Raw genomic sequence first — 15,516 nt, forward strand, 5'->3', positions numbered from 1 at the left:
GGGGCTGCCATGCAGACATCGCATTTCCTGTTCGCGTGAGGAGTGAAGGGCCGACGGGTTCAGCGGTTGGCTGCCCGCCGCACAGCGAGGCTAACCGTCGGGGGACCCGCCCGGCAGTCGGGCTCCCTGCCGTCCGTGGGTGCAGTTCTCTGCACCCTGCGCCCGCCCTGCCCTCACCCACCGGGCTGTGCGGCCCGCGACGGCGGGGCCCGGGCGGGCGCCCGGCCGGCCGGCGGTCCGGAGGCCTCGCCCGACTCCTCGAACATCATTCGACCAGCGCTATTTGGTCACTGTGAAAAGACCTGGCGAGGCCCGGCGGGGTGATCTTAAATCAAGCAGTGCTCAGGGTGACGGGGAGTTCCCCTGAGTATTCCCGGACAAGTCGGCATGCCGGTTCCCGCATTGCGGCTCCGGCATTTCCTGAGATCACCGTTGTCGCCGAGGCGAAAACGAAGAGCCGCGCTGGCGGTAATGGGGGAAGGTCTAACAGGTGGTCACCAAAACTGCAGAGCCCCGCCGGATATCCGTGTTCGACACCACGCTCCGCGACGGCGAGCAGGCACCCGGAAACGCCATGACGGCCGAGCAGAAACTCGACGTGGCACTGGCGATTCAGAGCCTGGGTGTCGATGTCATCGAGACGGGATTCCCGGCATCCTCACCGACGGACTTCAAGGCAACCCGCCTGATGTCCGAGCAACTGAACGACGTCCGGCTCGCCTCGTTCTGCCGGGCGGTGCCCAGGGACGTGGAGACAGCGGTGGAGGCCGGCGGCACCGAGCGGCATCAGATCCAGCTCCTGGTCACCGGCAGCGACCTGCACCTGGAGCACAAGCGCGGCATCACCCGTGAGCAGGCGTACTCCGAGGTCCGCGCCGCCATCAGGGCCGCCAAGGACCTCGGCGTCACCGACATCTCCATCGGGGTCGAGGACGCCAGCCGGGGCGAACACGACCTGCTGCGCGGCTACTGCGAGATCGTCACCGAGGCCGGTGCCACGACGGTCGCCCTCGGCGAGACCTCCGGCTGCCTGGTCCCCGGCGAATTCGCCGACCTCACCCATGCCGTGCGCCAGTGGCTTCCCGCCGGCACCGTGCTGTCCGTGCACTGCCACGACGACTTCGGCCTCGCCGTGGCCAACACCCTCGCGGGCCTTGCCGCCGGTGCCGACGAGATGCAGGTGACGCTCGGCGGGATCGGCGAGCGCGCCGGCAACGCCGCCCTGGAGGAGCTCGCCGCCGTCCTGCTGTACAAGGCGGAGCACTACGGCTTCACCACCACGATCAGGACCGAGCGGCTGCACGCGGCCTACCAGGTGCTGACCCGGGCCATCTCGATGGAGACGCCGCGCAACAAGGCCATCTTCGGCCAGTACTCCTTCGCCACCCAGGCCGGCATCCACCAGGCCGGGATGCTGGCGCGCCCGGAGACCTACGAATACCTCGAGCCCTCCCGGGTGGGTCGTGAGCGTTCCCTGCTCGTCGGCCGCCACTCCGGCCGCGGCATCCTGGCACACCTGCTCGAGCAGCTCGACGTGCCCGCCACCCCCGAGCTGCTGGACGAGCTGTACCACGACTACATCGCCAGCCGCACCGGCGGCGAGTGCGACGAGCTGCACGTCGTCCGCGCGAGCCTGGCCGAGCGGTTCGCCCAGTCGACCGGGGCCGCCACGCGATGACCGCCACCCCTGCCACGCTCGCCGAGAAGCTGTGGGACAGCCACGTCGTGCACCGGGCCGACGGCGAGCCCGACCTGCTCTACATCGACCTGCACCTGACCCACGAGGCCACCTCCCCGCAGGCGTTCGACGGCCTTCGGCTGGCGGAGCGCACCGTGCGGCGCCCGGAGCTGACCGTCGCGCTGGAGGACCACAACGTCCCCACGGACTCGACGGTCATCGAGGACCCGGTCAGCCGCACCCAGATCGACACCCTGCGGCGCAACTGCGAGACCTACGGTGTGGAGCTGTACCAGCTCGGCCACCGCCGACAGGGCATCGTGCACGTGGTCGGCCCGCAGCTCGGGCTCGTGCAGCCCGGCATGGCGATCGTCTGCGGCGACAGCCACACCTCCACCCACGGCGCCTTCGGGGCGCTCGCCTTCGGTATCGGCACGAGCGACGTCGAGCACGTACTGGCCACCCAGTGTCTGGCCATCGGCCGGCCCAGGACCATGGCGGTGGAGTTCACCGGTGACCTGCCCCCGGGCGTGGGCGCCAAGGACCTGATCCTCGCCCTGATCGCACAGATCGGCGCCAACGGTGCGCAGGGGCACATCATCGAGTACCGCGGCGCCGCGGTCCGGGCACTGTCCATGGAAGCCCGCATGACGCTGTGCAACATGAGCATCGAGGCGGGCGCCCGGGCCGGTCTGATCGCCCCCGACGAGACCACCTTCGCCTACCTCCAAGGGCGCCCGCACGCGCCGCGCGGCGCCGACTGGGACGCGGCCGTGGCCCACTGGCGGACGCTGCGCACCGACGAGGGCGCCGGCTTCGACCGGACCGTCGAACTGGACGTGTCGGGTCTGAGCCCGCTGGTGACCTGGGGCACCAACCCCAGCCAGGCGGTGCCGCTGAGCGAGCGGGTGCCGGCGCCCGAGACCTTCACCGACCAGCTCGAGCGGGCGGCGGCCGAGCGGGCCCTTGTCTACATGGACCTCAAGCCGGGCACCCCGCTGCGCGACGTCCCCATCGACGTGGTCTTCCTCGGGTCGTGCACGAACGGCCGTATCGAGGACCTGCGGGCCGCCGCCGAAGTGCTGCGCGGCCGTAAGGTGGCCGGCTCCACCCGGCTGCTCGTGGTCCCCGGCTCCATGCAGGTGCGTGAACAGGCCGAACAGGAAGGCCTGGACACGGTGTTCCTGGACGCGGGCGCCGAATGGCGGCTGCCCGGCTGCTCGATGTGCCTGGGCATGAACACCGACCGTCTCACCGGGCCGCAGCGCTCGGCTTCCACCTCCAACCGCAACTACGAGGGCCGGCAGGGCGCCACCGCCCGCACCCACCTGGTGTCGCCGGTGGTCGCCGCCGCGACCGCGGTGGCCGGCCACCTGTCGGCCCCCGCCGACCTGGGATGAGAGAGGCCCATGGAACCCCTGATCACGCACACCGGGCGGGCGGTGGCCCTGCGCCGCGACGACGTCGACACCGACCAGATCGTCCCGAGCGAGTACTGCAAGCGCGTCGTCAAGAGCGGCTACGGGGACGCCCTCTTCGCCCGCTGGCGCGAGGAACCCGACTTCGTCCTCAACCGCCCGGCGCACTCCGGCGCGACCGTCCTGCTCGCCGGCCGCAACTTCGGCATCGGCAGCTCCCGGGAGCACGCGGTGTGGGCCCTGAAGGACGGCGGCTTCGTCGCGGTCGTGGCCTCCGGCTTCGGTGACATCTTCCGCCGCAACGCCATGAACAACGGCCTCGTCCCGGTGGACCAGCCCCTGGAGGTCGTCCAGGAGCTGATGGCCGAGGCCGAGCGCGACCCCTCCTTCACGGTCACCGTCGACCTCCGGGAACTCCGGCTGCGCGCCGGCGGGCGCGGTTGGGACTTCGAGGTCGAGCAGCGGGCCCGCGAGCTGCTGCTGCAGGGCCTGGACACCATCGAGCTGACCCTGCGGCGCGGCACGCTGATCGACGCGTACGAACGGAGCCGCCCGTCATGGCTTCCGACGGTTCCCCGGGGATCGGGCGCCGAGTTCGCCGCGGGGGGAGCGCGGTGACCCGGGCTCCGTCCCCCTTCGCCGGCCCGGCGAGCCACCCGCTCGGCGCGGAGCGCGTGCGCCAACTGCCCGACGGCGGCCTGGTCGCCCTGCTCACGGCGGCCGGCGCCGATGTGGTGAACCTCGCCGCCGGCACCCCCGGGTGGCCCGTCACCCCGCCCGAGTTCGTCCGGCACGCGGTCCAGGCCCTCCAGGAGGGCGTCCACCAGTACGAGGACCCGGCCGGGAACATGCGGCTGCGTGAGTGGATCGCGCGCTCCCTGCCGGGCGGCCCCGACCCCGTCACGGAGCTGACGGTCACCGCGGGCGCCAGCGAGGCGCTCGGTGTGGCCCTGCTGGCCTGTGTCGACCCCGGCGACGAGGTCGTCCTCCTGGAGCCCTTCTACGAGAACTTCCTCAGCGCCGTCGCGCTGGCCGGCGGTGTCCCGCGCTTCGTGCCGGCCGCCGGCCCCGACTGGGCCGTGGACCCGGACGCGCTGGCCGCCGCCTTCGGCCCGCGCACCAGGGCGATCGTCCTCAACAGCCCGGCCAACCCGACCGGACGGCTGTTGACCGACGACGAACTGCGCCTGATCGCCGAGTTGTGCGCGACGTGGGACGTGGTCGCCGTCTCCGACGAGGTGTACGCCGCGTACGTCTACGACGGCGCACGGCACCGGTCGGCCGCCGAGGTTCCCGGCCTGGCCGACCGGAGCATCGTGCTGGGCAGCTTCTCCAAGAGCCACGCCGTCAGCGGGTGGCGCCTCGGGTATCTCCGGGCCCCCGCGCCCTGGACGCGGCTGCTGCGCCCCGTGCACATCGCCACCACCGGCGGGGCCGCGGCGCCCCTGCAGCACGCCGTCGCACACGGGGCGCCGGCCCTGCCGGACGGCTGGGACCCGGCCGGGCCGATGGGCGCCCTGCGCGACCGCGCCGTCCGGATGCTCACCGCGGCGGGTTTCGACTGCGCCGCGCCCCAGGGCGGGGTCTATGTGATGGCCGGGACCCACGGCCTCACCGAGGAGCCCAGCCCCCGGTTCGCGCGCACCCTGGCCGAGCGGACCGGAGTGCTGCTGGCCCCGGCCACCCCGTTCTTCGCCGACCCGCGGCGCGGCGCCCGGTATGTGCGCGTGGCCTTCAACCGTCCCGAGTCCACCCTCCTCGAAGCCCACCGGCGCCTGACCGGCAGACCTTAGGACGATCCTGTGCAGAAGATCATCGTGGTACCCGGTGACGGCATCGGCCCCGAAGTGACCGAGGAGGCCGTCACCACGCTCCAGGCACTCGGCGCCGGCCTGGAGTTCACCTTTCTCGACCAGATCAACGCCGACCGCTATCTCCGTGACGGTGTGGCCCTCACCGACACCGAGCTGGAGCTGATCCGCACCGGTGGCACCGTGCTGTTCGGCGCCGTCGGCGACCCGCGCGTGACCACCCCCGACTACGCCCGCGGCGTACTCCTCAGGCTCCGTACGGAACTGGACCTGTTCGTCAACTACCGACCGGCGCTGCTGCTGGACGAGCGGCTCAGCCCGCTGCGTGAGGAGTCCCGCCGCGGCATCGACTGCGTGGTGGTGCGCGAGAACACCGAGGGCCTCTACAGCGGGGTCGGCGGCAGCCTGCGCGCCGGCACCCCCGACGAGGTCGCCGTCGACCAGGAGATGAGCACGTACCTGGGGGTGTCGCGGGTCATCGAGTACGCCTACGGCATCGCCCGCCGTTCGGTGTGCATGGTCGACAAGTCCAACGCGGTACCGTTCGGGGGCCGGCTGTGGCAGCGGGTGTGGCATGCGGCCAGGGAACGCCACCCCGAAGTGACCTCGTCCCATCTGTACGTGGACGCCGCGGCGATGAAACTGATCACCGACGCCCCGTCCTTCGACGTGATCGTCACCAACAACTCCTACGGCGACATCCTCAGCGACCTGACCGCCGAACTCGCCGGCGGGATGGGCACCGCCGCCTCGGCGAACATCAACCCGCAGACCGGAGCGGGCCTGTACGAACCGGTGCACGGCAGCGCTCCCGACATCGTCGGCAAAGGGCTGGCCAACCCCGTGGGCGCCGTCCTGAGCGCCGCCCTGCTGCTGCGCGACCGGGGACTGAAGAGCGAGGCGGAGGCCCTGGAGCGGGCGGTGCGCCACACCCTCGCCCGGCGCCGCTGCACCCCGGACCTCGGCGGCACCCTGAGCACCCGCCAGGCCGGCCAGGCCATCCGGGCGGCCCTGAGCTGACACCCGTCACCACGCAGACGTCTCGCCCCAACGGACCGAAGGCATCCGGCACGATCCGGAGAACAAGAGGAGCACGTTCCTATGACCGCAGCGATCACCTTGGACACGGAGTCCCGGCTCGGCGGACTGGTATGCGGGATGACCAGCCCGGGCCGTCCCGCGCTGACCGAACTCGGCGTCCAGCACGGGCCGTTCGTCCGCGAACGGGTCGTCGAGCACGGGGCCGCGCTGCTGAGCGGGTACCAGTGGGCCGGCTGGGACGATCTGGACGCCTTCGTCAAGCACATCGTGGGCACGCCGCTGGACTACACCGAGCGCTCCTCGCCGCGGACCGAGCTGCACCCCGGTGTCTTCACGGCGACGGACCACCCGCCGACCGAGGAGATCTTCCTCCACACCGAGCAGTCCTACAACCTCACGGTGCCGCGCTACCTGTTCTTCTTCTGCGAGCGGGACGCCCCCGAGGGCGGGGCGAGCCTTCTCGCCGACTGCCGGGCCGTCCACGACACCCTGCCGCGCGGGATCGTCGAGCGGTTCGACGAGGAAGGCTACCTCCTGGTGCGCAACTTCCTGCCGGGGCTGGGCCTGACCTGGCAGCAGGCGTTCGGCACCGAGGACCCGGACCAGGTGCGCCGCTACTGCGCCGACAACGCCATCGAGGTCGAGTGGCTGGCCGAGGACCACGTCCAGACCCGGCAGGTGCGCTGGGCCGTGGCCACCCACCCGGAGACCGGTGTGAAGACCTGGTTCAACCACATGACGTTCTTCCACTCCAGCGCGCTGAAGAAGGACCTGGCCGAGCTGCTGCTGGAGGAATACGGGCCCTGGGGCATCCCGACCAACACGTTCCACGCCGACGGTTCGGAGATCTCCCAGGACATCGTCGAGGCACTGCACGCGGGCTACCGCGGGCACCAGCTCGACGTGCACTGCCGCACCGGCGACGTGCTGATCGTGGACAACCTGAGCGTGGCGCACGGCCGGGCTCCGTTCGTGCCGCCCCGCAAGCTGTTCGTGAGCATGGCCGACGCGCTGTCCTGGGCGCGGCTGCGCCCGGTGGAGCGGACCGCGCTGCCCGGTGGCGGCCCGGCGGGACACACGGGGTGAGGGAGCGGACCGAGCCGGCCACGGCGCCGGACGGCAGGCGGACGGAGACGGTTTCACCGCGCCCGCTGAGCCGCAACCGTGAGTACAACCTGCTGTGGAGCAGCAACGTACTCTCCCAACTGGGCTCCCAGGCGACCCTGTTCGCCTATCCGCTGCTGGTGCTGGCCATGACGGGGTCGGTGTTCCAGGCGTCGCTGGTGGAGTTCGCCGTGGCCGCCTCCCGCATGGTGGCCGGGCTGCCCGCCGGCACGGTGGCGGACCGGATGCCACGCAAGCACGTGCTGCTGGCGTCCGAGGCCGTGCGGGCCCTGGCGCTGGGGGCGCTGGCCGCCGCCATCGCCGCCGGGTGGGCGCCGCTCGCCCTGATCCTGGGCGTGGCCGTGGTCGAGGGTGTGAGCACCGCCCTGTTCAGCGCCGCCGACCAGGCGTTGTTGCCGCAGGTCGTGCCCCGGTCCCAGTGGTCGTCCGCGGTGGCGCGCAACACCGCGCGCTACTACGTCGCCACGATCACGGGGCCCGGTGTCGGCGGGGTCCTGTACAACGCGATGCACGTGCTGCCGTTCGCCGGCCAGGCCGGGGCCTCCCTGGCCGCCTTCTGCACCCTGCTGTTCCTGCGGGCCCCCCAGGAAGGCAAGCGGGCCGAGTCCGCCGAGTCCGGGGGCCTGCTGCACCACACGATGACGGGTCTGCGCTGGCTGTGCCGGCACCGCCTGCTGCGGGTCACCGTGGGCCTCACCATGGGCTTCAACGCGGTCTTCAGCGGGCTGCTCCTGGTGGTCATCGGCATGGCGCAGCAGGCGGGGGCCGAGGCCCAGGTCGGGGCGATCGGGACGCTGATGGGCGCCGGGGGCGTCCTGGGCGCCCTCGCCGCGCCCAGGCTGCGACCGCGGCTGACGCCGTACTCCGCGGTGATGCTGCTGACGTGGGGGGCGAGCGCGCTGGTGCCGCTGCTGACGGTGCTGCCCGCCGGGTACGCCTACGGGGCGGTGCTCGGCTGTGTCGCCTTCCTCGCGCCGACCGCGACCGCGATCATCGCCACGCACCAGATGCAGATCACACCGGACTCGATGCGCGGCAGGCTGGCCGGTGCGATCGGGGTGAGCCTGGGAGCGGCCTCCGCCCTGGGCTCGCTCGCCGGCGGGGCGCTGCTGCAGTTCTCCGGGACGGTGGTCACGGTGCTCGGGGCCACGGCGGCCCTGGTGCTGCTGGCCCTCCTGGCCACGGTCAGCGGCGCCATCCGTGAACTCGCCGCGCGCGGCACACCTGAACCGGAAGCGGAATGAGCGGCCGGGCCCGTCCTCACGGTGCCCGGCCGTTTCCCGTCCGCCCGAGCGGGCGTTGGCTCAGCTGTCGCGGGAGTCGATGGAGTTGAGGTAGGCGAGCACGGCGCGTACCCGCCGGTGGCCGCCGTCCGTGGCCGGCAACCCGAGCTTGCTGAAGATGTTCCCGATGTGCTTGTTCACCGAGGTCTCCGCGATGAACAGCAGCTTGGCGATGGTGGTGTTGCCGTGGCCCTCCGCCATGAGGGAGAGCACCTCGCGCTCGCGCGAACTGAGCGCGTCCAGCGGGTCGTTGCGCACCCTGCGCACCATCAGCTGGGAGATCACCTCGGGGTCCATGGCCACCCCGCCGCCCGCGACCCGCTCCAGCGCCTGCAGGAACTCCTCCACCCGCCCCACGCGGTCCTTGAGGAGATACCCCACACCGGAGGCGCCGTGGGCCAGCAGCTGCGCGGCGTACGCGTGCTCGACGTACTGGGACAGCACCAGGACCGGCAGGTCCGGCAGCTTCTCCCGGGCGGTGACCGCGGCTCGCAGTCCCTCGTCCCGGTAGGTCGGGGGCAGCCGTACGTCCAGGACGGCGATGTCCGGCCGGTGGTGCAGGAGTGAGGGCAGCAGGCTGTCGCCGTCCTCCACCGCCGCGCAGATCTCATGGCCCACACCCGTCAGCAACAGTGACAAGCCCTCCCGCAGCAGGGCGTTGTCCTCGGCGATCACGATCCGCACGGCAGCTCCACTCGAAGTACTGTCGGTCCTCCGGGAGGGCTGTGCAGCTCGGTGACGCCGTCGAAGGCCGCGACGCGGCGCCTGATGCCACGGATCCCGCTGCCGGAGCCGGTCGTCGCTCCGCCCCGCCCGTTGTCCCACACGGAGATATGAATCCTGCTCTCGGTGGTGCGCAGCCGCACCTGACTGCTCTCGGCCCCGCTGTGCTTGGCCACGTTCGTCAGCGCCTCCGAGATGACGAAGTACGCCGCGGCCTCCACCGCGGCGGGTGCCCGTGCCCCCCTGGTCTCGTACTCGAGGTCCAGCTCGGTGGGGATCTGGCAGGCCGCCACCAGCGCGCGGGCCGCCTCGGCCAGGCCGTGGTCGACGAGTACCGGCGGATAGATGGAGCGGACCGCGACGCGCAGCGACTGCACGGCCTGATCGGTCAGGTCACGTGCCTGGTCGATCATTTCGGGCAGCCGCTCCGGGTTGTCCTTGAGCGCCTGCTTCATCAGCGCCAGCCGCAGTGAGACCGACACCAGCCCGGCCTGTGCCCCGTCGTGCAAGTCCCGTTCGATGCGGCGCAGTTCCGCCGCATGCGCCTCCAGGGCCTCGGCGCGGGAGATGGTCAGCTCCTCGACGCGCTTGGCGAGAGACGCCCTGCGCTTGCGCGGTTTGAGCAGGGCCCAGGTCATCAGGGCGTGCAGCTGGGCGCACCAGGGCAGCACATAGCCGGCGAGCAGGCCGTAGGCGAGACCGGCGAAGGAGGCCCCCAGCGCCGCCCCCCACGAGTCGATGTTCCAGATCATCAGCTGCGCGGGCCGGGGAACCACCTGCCACCACAGGGGGATGGTCAGCCAGCTGAGGGACCCCAGGCACAGTCCGACGGCCAGGGTGCCGCCGAGCGTGCCGAGCAGGGCGTGCGACAGCAGCCACAGCAAGTCGGTGTAGGTGGCCTTGTCGGTGAGCATCACCTGGGCACGGACCAGTACCTTGCCCTCGGCCTCACGGTAGGACGACGGGATGTCACAGCCCAGCCACTGCCCCGCGCGCCGACGGTGGGCGTCGGCCCCCCGCCGCAGCCGGGCCAGTGAGAACGGCAGCAGGCGCAGCCCGGGGCCCACGAGGCTCAGAACGAACACCGCGATCAGGGCATATAAGCTGACGAAGGCCACGACTGCGGTGCCGCCGATGGCCACGAGGTATCTCACGGCCATGACGAAGCGCTGCACGAAGTCCTGCCGTGTGGTCGCTCGGGTCAACCCGCGGCGCACCGGCCGCCGGGGAACGCCATCCATCTCCGCCCGGCCTCCCACGCTTCCTGTGTTTCGCCACGCTACCACTGCGGATCCCGGTGATCGCCAGGCGTCGTGGCCCCATGGCAGGGGGGCAGTCAGCTGCACCTTTTGAACTGCAGCAAACATCATGGCCCTGCCGGACTCCGGGCGCCTAGCGTGGGTTCCGCATGTCATGTGAGGTGGGGAAGGGAGACGCGCTGTGGCGCACGGCGAGGCCACCAGGCGGCAGTTCGACGGCGGGACACCGGGGACTGCGGCCGCAGACGGGGCCGCGGGGCCGGGGCCCCGGAGCCCCTGGGCGGTGGAGTTACGGTCGGTCAGCAAAACGTACGGCCGGGGAGCGGCGGAAGTCGCCGCGCTGCGCGAACTCAGCATCACCTTCGAACGCGGGTCGTTCACCGCGGTCATGGGCCCGTCGGGCGCCGGCAAGAGCACCTTTCTGCACTGTGCGGCGGGACTGGACCGGCCGACGTCCGGCTCGGTGCGGCTGGGCGGCAACGACCTGGCGGCACTGGACGAGGCACAGCTGACCATGCTGCGCCGCGAGCGGGTCGGCTTCATCTTCCAGGCGTACAACCTGCTGGGGTCCCTGACCGTGGCGGAGAACATCACCCTGCCGCTGCTGCTCGCCGGGCAATCGGTCGAACCGGCCTGGCTGGAGCACGTCGCACGGCGGGTCGGGCTGTCCGACCGGATGCGGCACAGGCCGGCGCAGCTCTCCGGCGGTCAGCAGCAGCGGGTGGCCATCGCCCGGGCGCTGGTCACCCGGCCCGAGGTGATCTTCGCCGACGAGCCGACCGGGGCGCTCGACAGCCGTACGGGGCGCCAGGTGCTCGCCCTGCTGCGGGAGATCGTGGACCGGGACGGCAACACCGTCGTCATGGTGACCCACGACCCGGTCGCCGCCTCCTTCGCGCAGCGTGTGGTGTTCCTGGCGGACGGCGCCTTCGCCGAGGTGATGGAGTCCCCGACCCCCGAGCGGGTGGCCGCGCGGATGACTCGCCTCGAGGAGTGGTGAGCCGATGGTGTTCAAGCTCGTCCGCATGACGTTGCGGGAACGCAAGGCGGGACTCGTCGGGGCGTTCGTGGCTCTGGTCGGGGCGTCGATGCTGATCACCGCGTTCGGCATCCTGCTGCAGTCGGGCCTCGGCTCGGGGGTCCCCACCCAGCGCTACGCCGGGGCCCAGGTGGTGGTCGGCGGCAAGCAGTCGTTCAAGGTCACCGAGGGCAAGACCAAGAAGAAGCCGCTGTCCCAGCCCGCGCCGCTGAACAGCAAGGTGACCGACGAGGTGGCCGCGGTCAAGGGTGTCGGGCGGGCGGTGCCGGACGTCAGCTTCCCCGCCCAGGTGGTGGACGAGGACGGCGGGCTGGACTCCGGCGGCGGCGAGCAGCCGTCGACCGGCCACAGCTGGTCCAGCGCCGTGCTGGGCCCCTTCACGCTGGAGCGGGGGCGGGCACCGCGGCAGGCCGGCGAAGTGGTGCTGGACGCGGGACTGGCCGAGCGCGCGGGGGTGTCCCCCGGGCAGCGGGTGAAGCTGGCGACCACCCAGAAGGCGCGGGAGTTCCTGGTCACCGGTGTGGCCTCGCTGCGGGGCGCGGACGGGCCGTTGCGCTCGGCGGCGGTGTTCTTCAGCGACGCCGAGGCCACGGCACTCTACGGCCACCCCGGCCGGATCGACGCCGTCGGGGTACTGGCCGCGCCGGGTACCGACCCGGATGAGCTGGCGGACCGGATCGACGGCCGGCTGGACGGATCCGGCGCCCAGACGTACCTGGGCGACGACCGCAGTCAGGTGGAGTTCCACGACGTGGCCTCGGCCCGCTCCGACCTGACGGAGCTGGCGGCCTCGCTCGGCGCGACGGTCGTGCTGATCGCGATGATCGTGGTGGCCAGCACCCTGGCCCTCAACGTGCACCAGCGACGCCGTGAACTGGCCCTGCTGCGGGCCGTCGCGGCCACCCCGCGTCAGGTGTACAAGATGATGGCGGCCGAGGTCCTCCTGGTGTCCCTCGTGGCGTCGGTGATCGGATGTCTGCCGGGCATCGTGGTGGCCAAGATCATGCGGGGCGCGCTCAGTCTGATCGGCATGGTGCCCAAGGACTTCGCGTTCTCCTACGGCCCGCTCCCGATGCTGGTCGCCGTCTTCGCGTCCGTGCTCGCCGCCGAGGTGGCCGCGGTCGGGGTCGCCCGCAAGGCCGTGGCGATCCGGCCGGTGGAGGCCATGGGCGAGGCCCAGATCGAACAGGCGAAGCTGGGGCGCGGCCGCGCCTTCTTCGGGGTGCTGCTGTTCCTGCTCGGCGTCGCGGCGTCGCTGCTGCCCCTGTTCTTCGGCAGCGTCTTCGCGGTGGCCGGCGCGGGCACCGGCGGGCTCGTCATGATCATCGCTCTGCTGCTGCTGGCCCCGCCGGTGGTGAGTGTGGCGAGCCGGCTGATGGCCGGCCCGGTCCGCAGGCGCACCGGACCGCACGGCTATCTGGCGGTGGCCAACACCCGTGCCAACGCCCGGCGGCTGGCGGCCGGTATCGGGCCGCTGACCCTGGCGATCGGCTTCGCGCTGGTGCAGCTGTGCATTCCGACGACGACCGCGGCGGCGGCCCAGGACCAGGCCGAGGCGGGCATCGTCGCCGACTTCACGCTGCAGGGCGGGCCCGGCGGACCGCCCCTGGGCGTGGTCCAGGACGCCGCCTCGGTGCCGGGGGTCGCCGCGACCACCGGTGTCGTACGGGTCGAAGTGCACGCGTCCCGCAAGGTGCTGGGCTCACCGGAGATCTTCAAGTACCAGGCCCAGGGTGTCACCCCCGGCCACGTGGACAAGACCATGGACCTGGACGTCACCGAGGGCAGCCTGACGAAGCTGCGCGGTGACGTGGCGGCCATCAGCGGCGGCGCGGCCAGCACCCTCGGCGCGCACGTGGGCGACCGCGTCCGGTTGAACCTCCCGGACGGTTCCGAGGCCCGGCCCGTGGTCGTCGCGGTCTACAAACGGGGCCTGGGCTTCGGCGACGTGACCCTGCCCCAGGACACGGTGCTGGCGCACAGCGTCCGCCAGGTGGAGGACGCGGTGTTCGTCAGGACCGTCGCGGGCGCCGACAAGGGGAAGGTGGCCAAGGCGCTGCGTGACCTGGCCGGCCGGTACCCGGGCCTGGAGGTGCTGGACAAGGGCGGCCTCTCGGCGGCGCAGCAGGAACAGGCCACGTCGTCGGTGCTGACCAGTGCTCTTCCGCTGGCGCTGGTCTTCGGCTACCTCGCCATCTCGGTGGCCAACACCCTGGTGTTGGCGACTCTGGGCCGCGTGCGGGAGTTCTCGCTGCTGCGGCTGGTGGGGGCACCCACGGGGCAGGTGGTGCGGATGATGCGGGTCGAAGCCGGGATGGTGGTGGCCATCGCGGTGGTGGTGGGAACGGCGGTGCCGCTGCTGCCGCTGGTCACGGTGAGCCTGGGGCTCACGGGGTCGCCGGTGCCGCGCATCCCTGTGCTGATGTATCTGGGAATCGTCGCCGTGACCGCCCTCATCGGGCTGACCGCGATCCTCCTTCCCACCCGGCTCGCGCTGCGTACCCGCCCGGTGGAGGGCATCGGTCTGCGCGAATAGCCACCCGCCTCCACGGCGTGGGCCCGTGGTGCGTCCCGGACGCACCACGGGCTTTTCGCGTGCGCCGGCCGCGCCGCCCGCGGCGAATCCCCTCTTCCCGGCGCACGCGGATGTCAACCAGCGTTTTTCACAGTTGACTTAAGGACGCTGACCGGCGGAAAACGCCGGTGCTAGCCTTCAGGAAACAAGTCGATCTTCCCGAGCCGCGATCCACAGTACGTAAGGAATTCGCGGCCGTTCCAGGCTGTCTGCTGCCCGTCACAGAAAGCAGAGTAGAGGGGGTTCACTGGTGTCACAAGAACTTGTGGCCCAATTCCACCGAATGACCGCGGAGTTCGGGATTCCACGCGCCCAGCTCGCACTGCTCGACGGCACCGCGGTGGAGGTGGCCCACACCGGCGGGCCCGAGGCGGCGGCGCTGCGCTTTCCCTTCGCCTCCGTCACCAAGCTGTTCACCGCCACCGTGGCGCTGCAACTCGTGGGCGACGGTGATCTCGCACTGGACGCGGCTCTGGGGCGGTACGGCGACGAGTTCGCGGCAGCCCCCAACGGCCTGGGGACGGCGGTGACCCTGCGGCACCTGCTGAGCCACACCAGCGGCCTGGTCTGCGACCTGGACGACGAGGACCGGAGCGTGCGCGGATTCGTGGCCGCCGCCGGCGAGAGGGACCTGCTGTTCCCGCCGGGCGGCGCCTTCTCCTACTCCAACGCGGGCTTCGCGCTCGTCGGCAGGCTGATCGAGTCCGCGACCGGCATGGCCTGGCGCGAGGCCGTGGAGACCTTCCTGCTGCATCCGCTCGGCATCACCCCCGCCCACCTGCCGGGTCCGGGACCGTCGGTCCCCGGCCCGGCCGTCGCCCAGGGCCACGCCGTCACCGCGGCGGGCGCCGTACCCGTGCAGGTCCGGGTCCCCGCGGCCCTGGCACCGGCGGCGGCACTGGCCGGTACCGCCGAGGACCTGGTGGCCTTCGCGCGGCTGCACCTCGACGCGCGTGACGCGGCGCACGGCGCGCTGCTCGACGACGACGGCGTCACGGCGATGCGGCGGCCGGCGCCGGGAGCCGAGCCCTACGGGCTCGCCGACGGCTGGGGCCTGGGCTGGGCCCGGTACGGATCCGCGGAGCGGCCCTGGCTCGGTCTGGACGCCATGGGCGGCGGCACCACCTGCAACCTGCGGGTGCACCCGCAGGACGGCACCGCCCTGGCCCTGCTCACCGACTCCACGGCGGGGCTGGCCCTGTGGCGCGGCCTCACCGACTGGCTGCGCACGCGGGGCACGGACGTCGGCGCCGCCCCGGCCGGACGGTCCCGGCCGCACCGGGCCCCGGTCTCCGCGCCCGCCGCCGACCGGGCGGGCACCTGGACCAACGGCACCATGAAGTACCGCATCACCGGCGGCGCGGGCGCACCCCCGCATCTCGAGGACGACACCGGAGCGCGCTACCGACTCGACCTCGATGACCACGGCGCCTTTTCCGCCCACCGCGTCGATGTCCCCGAAGCCCCCTACGCGGGCCGCTTCCTGCCGCACCCGGAAATCGGGCACGGCTGCCTCATGCAGTTCGCCGGACGCGTGCTGCGCAAGGAAATGCCGTAGCGGGAA

12 protein-coding genes are annotated in these 15,516 nt (G+C 72.1%); 10 read left to right on the forward strand and 2 right to left on the reverse strand.

Going from position 1 to position 15,516, the window contains the following annotated elements; all coding sequences use genetic code 11:
* Positions 1 to 490 precede the first annotated feature (490 nt).
* From ACWC94_RS26240 to ACWC94_RS26270, 7 genes are all read left to right on the forward strand, one after another.
* Positions 491 to 1,678, forward strand: coding sequence for a LeuA family protein (locus tag ACWC94_RS26240; protein WP_450799499.1), 1,188 nt, complete (start codon positions 491 to 493; stop codon positions 1,676 to 1,678).
* Positions 1,675 to 3,078: a 3-isopropylmalate dehydratase large subunit gene (gene leuC / locus ACWC94_RS26245; protein WP_450799500.1), complete on the forward strand. Its 1,404-nt coding sequence runs from the start codon at positions 1,675 to 1,677 to the stop codon at positions 3,076 to 3,078. Before ACWC94_RS26240 ends, leuC begins: the two co-directional genes overlap by 4 nt.
* 9 nt (positions 3,079 to 3,087) lie before the next feature.
* A complete protein-coding gene (gene leuD / locus ACWC94_RS26250) occupies positions 3,088 to 3,714 on the forward strand; it encodes a 3-isopropylmalate dehydratase small subunit (protein ID WP_450799501.1) in 627 nt (208 codons plus the stop codon).
* Positions 3,711 to 4,889 carry a pyridoxal phosphate-dependent aminotransferase gene (locus ACWC94_RS26255; RefSeq protein WP_450799502.1) on the forward strand — a complete coding sequence of 393 codons (1,179 nt, stop codon included), beginning with the start codon at positions 3,711 to 3,713 and terminating at the stop codon, positions 4,887 to 4,889. Before leuD ends, ACWC94_RS26255 begins: the two co-directional genes overlap by 4 nt.
* Before the next feature lie 9 nt (positions 4,890 to 4,898).
* Entirely contained in the window at positions 4,899 to 5,927 is a 1,029-nt protein-coding gene (locus ACWC94_RS26260) for an isocitrate/isopropylmalate dehydrogenase family protein (RefSeq protein WP_450799503.1), read from the forward strand.
* Positions 5,928 to 6,008: 81 nt separating this feature from the next.
* Complete coding sequence (locus ACWC94_RS26265) at positions 6,009 to 7,034, forward strand: TauD/TfdA family dioxygenase (protein WP_450799504.1); 1,026 nt, start codon at positions 6,009 to 6,011, stop codon at positions 7,032 to 7,034.
* Positions 7,031 to 8,317 (forward strand): MFS transporter, encoded by a 1,287-nt coding sequence (locus ACWC94_RS26270; RefSeq protein ID WP_450799505.1) that lies wholly within the window; start codon positions 7,031 to 7,033, stop codon positions 8,315 to 8,317. Before ACWC94_RS26265 ends, ACWC94_RS26270 begins: the two co-directional genes overlap by 4 nt.
* A 60-nt stretch (positions 8,318 to 8,377) precedes the next feature.
* Here the strand turns inward: ACWC94_RS26270 and ACWC94_RS26275 are convergent, their stop codons facing one another.
* The gene (locus tag ACWC94_RS26275) at positions 8,378 to 9,040 is read right to left on the reverse strand and encodes a LuxR C-terminal-related transcriptional regulator (protein ID WP_450799506.1); all 663 of its coding nucleotides are present in this window, start codon (positions 9,038 to 9,040) and stop codon (positions 8,378 to 8,380) included.
* Positions 9,028 to 10,239 carry a sensor histidine kinase gene (locus ACWC94_RS26280; protein WP_450799507.1) on the reverse strand — a complete coding sequence of 404 codons (1,212 nt, stop codon included), beginning with the start codon at positions 10,237 to 10,239 and terminating at the stop codon, positions 9,028 to 9,030. Before ACWC94_RS26280 ends, ACWC94_RS26275 begins: the two co-directional genes overlap by 13 nt.
* A 280-nt stretch (positions 10,240 to 10,519) precedes the next feature.
* Between ACWC94_RS26280 and ACWC94_RS26285 the strand changes: the two genes are divergently transcribed.
* The 3 genes from ACWC94_RS26285 (at position 10,520) to ACWC94_RS26295 (ending at position 15,510) form a co-directional block, all read left to right on the forward strand.
* Positions 10,520 to 11,338, forward strand: coding sequence for an ABC transporter ATP-binding protein (locus ACWC94_RS26285; RefSeq protein ID WP_450799508.1), 819 nt, complete (start codon positions 10,520 to 10,522; stop codon positions 11,336 to 11,338).
* 4 nt (positions 11,339 to 11,342) lie between these two features.
* The gene (locus tag ACWC94_RS26290; protein WP_450799509.1) at positions 11,343 to 13,913 is read left to right on the forward strand and encodes an FtsX-like permease family protein; all 2,571 of its coding nucleotides are present in this window, start codon (positions 11,343 to 11,345) and stop codon (positions 13,911 to 13,913) included.
* A 322-nt stretch (positions 13,914 to 14,235) separates the two neighbouring features.
* Positions 14,236 to 15,510: a serine hydrolase domain-containing protein gene (locus ACWC94_RS26295; RefSeq protein WP_450799510.1), complete on the forward strand. Its 1,275-nt coding sequence runs from the start codon at positions 14,236 to 14,238 to the stop codon at positions 15,508 to 15,510.
* Positions 15,511 to 15,516: the final 6 nt, after the last annotated feature.

The sequence above is a fragment of the Streptomyces sp. NPDC001135 genome (assembly GCF_053598395.1).

Excerpts from the sequence above, each read along its gene's own strand:
- ACWC94_RS26295 (WP_450799510.1), top strand. The coding sequence starts at position 14,236 with ATGACCGCGGAGTTCGGGATTCCACGCGCCCAGCTCGCACTGCTCGAC.
- leuC (WP_450799500.1), top strand. The coding sequence starts at position 1,675 with ATGACCGCCACCCCTGCCACGCTCGCCGAGAAGCTGTGGGACAGCCAC.
- leuD (WP_450799501.1), top strand. The coding sequence starts at position 3,088 with ATGGAACCCCTGATCACGCACACCGGGCGGGCGGTGGCCCTGCGCCGC.
- ACWC94_RS26265 (WP_450799504.1), top strand. The coding sequence starts at position 6,009 with ATGACCGCAGCGATCACCTTGGACACGGAGTCCCGGCTCGGCGGACTG.
- ACWC94_RS26280 (WP_450799507.1), bottom strand. The coding sequence starts at position 10,239 with ATGGCCGTGAGATACCTCGTGGCCATCGGCGGCACCGCAGTCGTGGCC.
- ACWC94_RS26290 (WP_450799509.1), top strand. The coding sequence starts at position 11,343 with ATGGTGTTCAAGCTCGTCCGCATGACGTTGCGGGAACGCAAGGCGGGA.